This window comes from Arthrobacter sp. NPDC056691 (genome assembly GCF_042791415.1).
Classification (GTDB): Bacteria; Actinomycetota; Actinomycetes; order Actinomycetales; family Micrococcaceae; genus Arthrobacter.
Genome location: NZ_JBHTXX010000027.1, coordinates 79,487 through 86,525, shown reverse-complemented (window position 1 = coordinate 86,525; position 7,039 = coordinate 79,487). Strand labels below are relative to the sequence as shown.

5 protein-coding genes and 1 pseudogene are annotated in these 7,039 nt (G+C 65.0%); 5 read left to right on the top strand and 1 reads right to left on the bottom strand.

Annotated features, from left to right (window positions below; translation table 11 throughout):
- Positions 1–506 (bottom strand): annotated as a pseudogene (locus tag ACFRAU_RS19145) (pyruvate dehydrogenase (acetyl-transferring), homodimeric type); the annotation flags it as partial.
- A gap of 328 nt (positions 507–834) precedes the next feature.
- Here ACFRAU_RS19145 and ACFRAU_RS19140 point away from each other — a divergent pair.
- From ACFRAU_RS19140 to ACFRAU_RS19120, 5 genes are all read left to right on the top strand, one after another.
- Positions 835–2,400 (top strand): NCS1 family nucleobase:cation symporter-1, encoded by a 1,566-nt coding sequence (locus ACFRAU_RS19140; protein ID WP_378001084.1) that lies wholly within the window; start codon positions 835–837, stop codon positions 2,398–2,400.
- 99 nt (positions 2,401–2,499) lie between these two features.
- Complete coding sequence (locus ACFRAU_RS19135; protein ID WP_378001083.1) at positions 2,500–3,243, top strand: aspartate/glutamate racemase family protein; 744 nt, start codon at positions 2,500–2,502, stop codon at positions 3,241–3,243.
- A gap of 24 nt (positions 3,244–3,267) precedes the next feature.
- Complete coding sequence (locus tag ACFRAU_RS19130; protein WP_378001082.1) at positions 3,268–4,029, top strand: SDR family oxidoreductase; 762 nt, start codon at positions 3,268–3,270, stop codon at positions 4,027–4,029.
- Between the two features lie 192 nt (positions 4,030–4,221).
- Entirely contained in the window at positions 4,222–5,235 is a 1,014-nt protein-coding gene (locus tag ACFRAU_RS19125; RefSeq protein WP_378001081.1) for an endonuclease domain-containing protein, read from the top strand.
- A gap of 191 nt (positions 5,236–5,426) precedes the next feature.
- Positions 5,427–6,905, top strand: coding sequence for a cation:dicarboxylate symporter family transporter (locus ACFRAU_RS19120; RefSeq protein ID WP_377995059.1), 1,479 nt, complete (start codon positions 5,427–5,429; stop codon positions 6,903–6,905).
- Positions 6,906–7,039: the final 134 nt, after the last annotated feature.

The following is a 7,039-nucleotide window of genomic DNA, read 5'->3' as shown; positions in this document are numbered from 1 at the left end:
AGGCGGCCTTCCATGAACGCGCGGGCGTACATGCCCGGGGACGCGTGGCCCTGGAAGAACACCTGGTCCCCGCCGCCCGGGTGGTCCTTGCCGCGGAAGAAGTGGTTGAACCCGACCTCGTACAGCGTCGCGGCCCCGGCGTAGGTCGAGATGTGCCCGCCCACCCCGATCTCGGGCCGCTGCGCCCGGTGCACCATCACCGCGGCGTTCCAGCGCATGTACGCCCGGTACCGGCGCTCGAACTCCTCGTTGCCCGGGAACTGCGCTTCCTGGTCCACCGGGATCGTGTTCACATAATCCGTGGTGGTCACCATCGGAACCCCGACGCTCTGCGCGCCGGCACGCTGCAGGAGACTGCGCATGATGTATTGGGCACGCTCCGTGCCCTGTTCCCTGATCAGCGCATCCAGGGACTCAACCCACTCGGCGGTCTCTTCCGGATCACGATCAGGCAGCTGGTTAGTCAACCCGCTGAGGATATGGGAGGTATCTTCTCCTGCAGCCACGGCAGCCTCGTTTCATCTTTGAATGTTGGGCTCATGTTTTCGTATTGTGAGAAAACATTCTTGCTATTCGAGATTATCCGGCGCACCGGATCCGGGTCAAACGCTGGCGCGGCTCCTGGCGGCGCCGACCGGGTCCCCGGCCGAATGGCCCGATTGTGACCGGTGAAGACTTGGCCATATCTTGACCCGAAGGTGATCCAGGTCATACGATGATTTCACCATTCAACAAGTTTATTTCGCGATGTGGAATAACAGCAATAATCCGATGATCCAGGATCGTCCGATCGAGGGCTCACCACCGCGAAAATCCCAGAAACTGGAGAACCAGATGCAGACGACCCCCTCTGTCGGCGTCGAAACGGACGGGCCGACGCCGCTGTCGGCCCAGCCGGTCAATCCCGCCGCCGGTGCCGACGCCCTGTTCGAAGCGGCCAGCGCCGCAGCCGGCCGCGACATCAGCCCCAGCCTCTACAACACCGACCTCGCACCCACCAAGCGGCAAGGGCGCCGCTGGACGGCCTACAGCATCTTCACCCTCTGGGCGAACGATGTGCACAGCCTCGGGAACTATGCGTTCGCCGTCGGACTCTTTTCCCTTGGCCTCGGGGGCTGGCAGATTCTGACGGCCCTGGCCATCGGCGCCGCTCTGCTCTTCGTGCTCCTCAGCTTCTCAGGCTTCATGGGGCAGAAAACAGGCGTTCCGTTTCCTGTGATGAGCCGCATCAGCTTTGGCATCCGCGGCGCCCAGCTCGCCAGCCTGATCCGCGGCGCGGTAGCTGTGGCGTGGTTCGGAATCCAGACGTTCCTGGCCTCGGTGGTGCTCCGGGTCATGCTGGTGGCCATGGTTCCGTCACTCCACGAACTCGACACGAACTCCATTCTCGGCCTGTCCACGCTGGGATGGATCTCCTTTGTGGGGCTGTGGATTGTGCAGCTCGTGATCGTCAGCTTCGGCATGGAGATGATCCGCAAATACGAGGCCTTCGCCGGTCCCATCATCCTGCTGACAATGGTCTTGCTGGCCATTTGGGTGTTCACCGAGGCGCAGGGCTCTGTCCAGTGGACCGGAATCCGGGGCCTCGAAGGCGGCGAGATGTGGCGGACCATCTTCGCCGGAGGTGCCCTCTGGGTGTCCATTTACGGAACGTTCGTCCTGAATTTCTGCGACTTCACCCGCTCCGCCGTGTCCAAGAAATCGATCGTTCGCGGCAACTTCTGGGGCATCCCGATCAACATGCTCCTCTTCGGCGCTATCGTGGTGGTCCTGGCTGGCGGGCAGTACAAGATCAACGGCACCATCATCGAAACGCCGTCGGATATCGTCCAGAGCATCCCCAACACGCTGTTCCTGGTCCTGGCCTGCCTCGCGATCCTCATCCTGACCGTCGCGGTCAACCTCATGGCCAACTTCGTCGCCCCTGTGTATGCCCTCACCAACCTCTTCCCCAAGCGGCTCAACTTCCGCCGGGCAGCCTGGGTGAGCGGCACCATTGGCCTGGTCATCCTGCCGTGGAACCTGTACAACAACCCGCTCGTCATCGTGTACTTCCTGGGCGGACTGGGTGCGCTGCTCGGACCCCTGTTCGGCGTGGTCATGGCCGACTACTGGCTGCTCCGCCGCGGAAAGGTCAACGTCCCCGAGCTCTACACCGAGAACCCGTCCGGAGCCTACTTCTACAAGCGGGGCGTCAACCCGCGGGCCATCATCGCGCTGGTACCGGCGGCCGTCCTGGCCATCATGGTCGCTTTCCTCCCCGTCTTCGAGGCGGCCGCACCGTTTGCCTGGTTCTTCGGTGCCGGCGTCGGTGCGCTGAGCTACTACGTGATCGCCGACCGCAGGCAGCGCTTTGAGGACGTCGACGGCGAAACGATCGCCGTCGCCAGCACCCACTAACGGCTAACCCAACTGACTCGCAATAGATGTCGTTCTGGGCCTCCAAAACGACATCTACTGCGAGTCAGTTGGGCCAACCAACCCTCCAGAAGGACACCCATGCGCATACTCGTCGCGAACGTCAACACCACCCAGTCCATGACCGACTCCATCGCCGCCCAGGCCCGCAGCATCGCGGCGCCCGGCACCGAGATCACAGGGATCACGCCGCGCTTCGGCGCCGACTCCTGCGAAGGCAACTTCGAGAGCTACCTGGCCGCGATCGCCGTGATGGACCGCGTGGTCAACTACCCCGAACCGTTCGACGCCGTCGTCCAGGCCGGCTACGGCGAGCACGGCCGGGAGGGCCTCCAGGAGCTGCTGGACGTGCCCGTCGTCGACATCACCGAGGCGGCGGCCAGCACGGCCATGTTCCTGGGCCACAAGTATTCCGTGGTCACCACCCTGGACCGTGCGGTGCCGCTCATCGAGGACCGGCTGAAGCTGGCCGGCCTCGACGCGCGCTGCGCTTCCGTCCGGGCCAGCGGGATGGCCGTGCTGGAACTGGAGGAGGAGCCGGAGCGGGCGGTCGAGGCCATCATCAGCCAGGCGCTGCTCGCCGTCCGGGAGGACAAGGCCGAGGTGATCGTCCTGGGCTGCGGGGGCATGGCCGGCCTGGACGAACAGATCCGGCAGCGCGCCGGAGTGCCCGTGGTCGACGGCGTTGCGGCCGCCGTGACCATCGCGGAGTCCCTGGTCCGGATGCAGCTTTCCACGTCCAAGGTGCGGACGTACGCCACGCCGCGGCCCAAGACCGTCATAGGCTGGCCGCTGGCGGCGTCGGATGTTCGCGTCGTCCATTAAGCCAGCAACAACAGGAGAAGCAGCATGACCGTTCCACCCACTCTTGGTCGGGTCGCCGTCGTCACCGGTGCCGGTTCCGGCATCGGGCGCGCGGTTGCCCGGCAGATGCTGGCGGACGGATACCGGGTGGCCCTGGCAGGCCGCCGTGAGCCGCAGCTCCTGGAAACAGCAGACGGCCATCCGGAGGCGCTGGCCGTGCCGTGCGATGTCACCGTGCCCGACGACGTCGAGCGCCTTTTCGCCGCTGTCCTCCGGCGCTGGGGCCGGGTGGACGTCCTGTTCAACAACGCCGGCGTCTTCGGCCCGGCGGCGTCGGTGGATGAGATCAGCCTTGCGGACTGGGAGGCCACCGTGGCCGTGAACCTGACCGGCTCGGTGCTGTGCGCCGGGGCGGCTGTCCGGGCCATGAAGGCGCAGTCGCCCCAGGGCGGCCGGATCATCAACAACGGCTCCATCTCGGCCCACTCGCCCCGGCCGCGCACCGTTGCCTACGCCGTCACCAAGCACGCCATGACGGGTCTGACCAAGAGCATCGAGCTGGACGGCCGGGAGTTCGGCATCACCTGCGGGCAGATCGATATCGGCAACACGGCTACGGAAATCATGGACACCATCGGGGTTGGCTCCGGGGCGCTCCAGGCCGACGGAAGCCGCAGGGTGGAACCGATGTTCCCGGTGGAGGACGCGGCCAGGGCGGTGCTGATGATGGCCGGGATGCCGCCGTCTGCGAGCGTGGGCTCGGTGGTCATCACGGCCGCCGGAATGCCCTTCATCGGCCGCGGCTAGTTCCGTCCGACCACCCTTCCGTCAGCCCCCTCCCTCCCTTCCTTCCGCCCGACCGCCCTTCTCTTCGAGATTTTGTCCACATATCGCGACTTTGCCGGCCCTGAGCGGCGAATATCTGGACAAAAACTCGCCACCCGAAGTCCCGCCTGTGGATAACGTCCCGCAGGCCTCCATATGGTGCCTCAATGGAGCATGACCAGATTGTTACCGCTGCCCGAGGAAATCCGTAGCCGGCCGTTCGCCGTTCCCGAGGCGGCCGTCGCAGGCGTCCCCGCGGGCAGGCTCTTTGCCCGCGACATGCACCGCCCAAGCAGGGGCATCCGCGTGCCCAGGTCCTGCGGTCCAGACCTTCCCGCGCTCGTCCGCTCGCACACCGCCCTTGGTGCAGACGTCTTCGCGAGCCTGGTCACCGCAGCGGAAATCCACGGCGTTCCGCTGCCGCCGTGGGCGGAGTTCAGGCCCGACGACGGCGGGCCGGTGACCGCCGTCGTCGAACCCGTGCCCTGGGGCAAGAAAAGCGGACCGCATTTCCGGGAGCCCGGACGGTTCCTTCACCTCGCCAGGGAGAACGGCGGCACGCTTCCGCGCCGCCGCGGCATCGCCGGGCACCGGCTCAAGGTCCGCGAGGGCGATCTCGTGGAGATCGACGGCCTGCGGCTGACTTCCGTGGCCCGGACGTGGGTGGACCTCGGCTCGGTCCTGCCCATCGATGACCTTGTGGTCGCCGGCGACGCCATCGTCAGTGAACACGCCCGCCATTTCGGGCCGCCCAAGATCGCCATGGTGCCGCTGGCCGAGCTGCGGGCGTTTGTGGACGGCGCCCGTGCTATCCATGGCGTGCGGAAGGCACGGCTTGCCCTCGACCTGCTCCGTGTAGGCGTCGACTCGCCGCCGGAAAGCAAGCTCCGTCTGCTGCTGGACGACGCCGGTCTTCCGGAGTTCACGCCGAACTGCCGCGTGGACGACGTGCTCAACAGGCCGGTCTGGACGGATCTGGGGTGCCCGAGGTTCCGGACGTGCATCGAGTATGAGGGGCGCCATCACCTGACCCCCGAGCAGCAGGCGCTGGACGCCTACCGGGACCAGCGCGTGACGGATGCGGGTTGGCGCCAGGTCAAAATCAACTGTGTCGACATGGGCCACGGGCGGGACTGGGTCGTCTCGCGCGTGCGGCAGGCGCTGGGCAAGCAGGGCTGGCAGCGGTGAGGAGTTTTTGTCCAGATATCCGCCGCCGGAGAGCCCCCAAGTCCCAACAAGTGGACAAAAACTCAATTGTGACCGGAAAATGCAGTTCCGCATCGTGAAAACTTAATTTCCTCTTGCGGAATCGTGTGACCGGGGTTACGTTGGAAACAGACCCCGATCCGGGGCTGTTCCCAATTGATAGGTACAGATCAATGAAGATCCCAGATTCCTCGGCGCTGAAGGCGAGTTCGGCGCCGTCGAAGAAGAAGCCCCTGTACAGGTCGCTCTTCTTCCAAATTCTGATCGCCGTCGTGGCAGGTGTCCTCATCGGGCATTTCTGGCCGGACCTAGGCGCTCAACTGAGGCCGCTCGGTGACGGCTTCATCCAGCTCATCAAGATGATCATCGCGCCGCTGATCTTCCTCGTGATCGTTACGGGAATCTCAGCCGTTGGCGACGTCAAGGCGGTCGGAAGGGTAGGAGTCAAGGCCCTTCTCTACTTCACAGCGGCCACACTTTTCGCCCTGGTCTTCGGCCTGATTGTCGGCAACCTGGTCCAGCCCGGAGCAGGTCTGAACATCGATCCGAGCACCCTGTCCCAGGAGGCTCTCGACGCCAAGACCGGCCACGCAGTGCCGAAGGACGCAGCGGCGTTCATCCTGGACGTCATCCCCACTAGCGTCATCGGCGCCTTCGCCAACAACAGCCTGCTACAGGTCCTCTTCTTCTCCGTGTTCTTCGGCGCCGCGATCGTGGTCATCGGCCGCGAGCGTTGCCTGCCGGTCGTCAGCCTCATGGAGACCGTCCTCGAGCTCGTTTTCAAGATCATGTCCTGGATCATGAAAGTCGCGCCGATCGGTGCCTTCGGCGCGATGGCCTTCATCATCGGCCAATACGGGCTGGACACCCTGGGCACCTACGCGATGCTGATTGCCGCCTGCTATGGAGCCGCGGTGGTGTTCATCGGGCTCCTGTTCCTCGTGGCCTGGAGCTTCGCCCGGGTTCCGCTGTGGCAGTTCCTCAAGTACACCCGAGAGGAATTCCTGCTGGCACTCGGCACCGCATCCACGGAAGCCGTGATGCCCCGCATCATGACCAAGCTGACGAATGCCGGCTGCTCCCGGGCCACCACCGGCCTGGTGGTTCCCACGGGCTACTCGTTCAACCTGGACGGTGCGGCAATCTACCTGTCCATCTCCCTGCTGTTCCTCGCCCAGGCCTTCGGCCACCATCTGGACCTCGGTCAGCAGTTGGCAGCCCTCGGTGTCCTGCTGCTGACCTCAAAGGGCATGGCCGGCGTTCCCGGCTCGTCCTTCCTGGCACTGTCGGCCACGGCAGCCGCGCTCGGAATCTTCCCGGTGGCCGGCGTGGCCCTGCTCCTCGGCGCCGACCGGCTCATGGACTCCATGCGCGTGGTGGTCAACCTGCTGGGCAACTGCGTGGCAACCTTCGTGGTCTCCAAGTGGGAGGGCCAGTTCGACCGCAGCGTCATGGTCAGGGCCTTCCGCGGCGAGATCACCAACCACGATTCCGCCGTCATGCTCGGTGTGGAGGAGGACTTCCAGGAGCAGGAACTGGAACGGATCAGCGGAGGCGGGCAGGCGTCGCCCAAGTTCCGCGGCGGCCCGAACCCCGGTGAGATGCCCGAGTTTCAGATGAGCAGGCCGTCGGCAGCCATCAACCACGAATAACGTACGGAGTTTTTGTCCAGATATTGGCCGCTAGAGGCCCTTCAAGTCGCGACAAATGGACAAAAACTCCAAAGATAGGCGGCGGGATCCCGTCCGGGCTGAGCAGTTCAGCCCGGGCGGGGTCCTTCCTCTTA

Bases quoted from the DNA above. Each gene is read 5' to 3' on its own strand.
- ACFRAU_RS19125 (WP_378001081.1), top strand. From the start codon at position 4,222: ATGACCAGATTGTTACCGCTGCCCGAGGAAATCCGTAGCCGGCCGTTC.
- ACFRAU_RS19130 (WP_378001082.1), top strand. From the start codon at position 3,268: ATGACCGTTCCACCCACTCTTGGTCGGGTCGCCGTCGTCACCGGTGCC.
- ACFRAU_RS19135 (WP_378001083.1), top strand. From the start codon at position 2,500: ATGCGCATACTCGTCGCGAACGTCAACACCACCCAGTCCATGACCGAC.
- ACFRAU_RS19140 (WP_378001084.1), top strand. From the start codon at position 835: ATGCAGACGACCCCCTCTGTCGGCGTCGAAACGGACGGGCCGACGCCG.
- ACFRAU_RS19120 (WP_377995059.1), top strand. From the start codon at position 5,427: ATGAAGATCCCAGATTCCTCGGCGCTGAAGGCGAGTTCGGCGCCGTCG.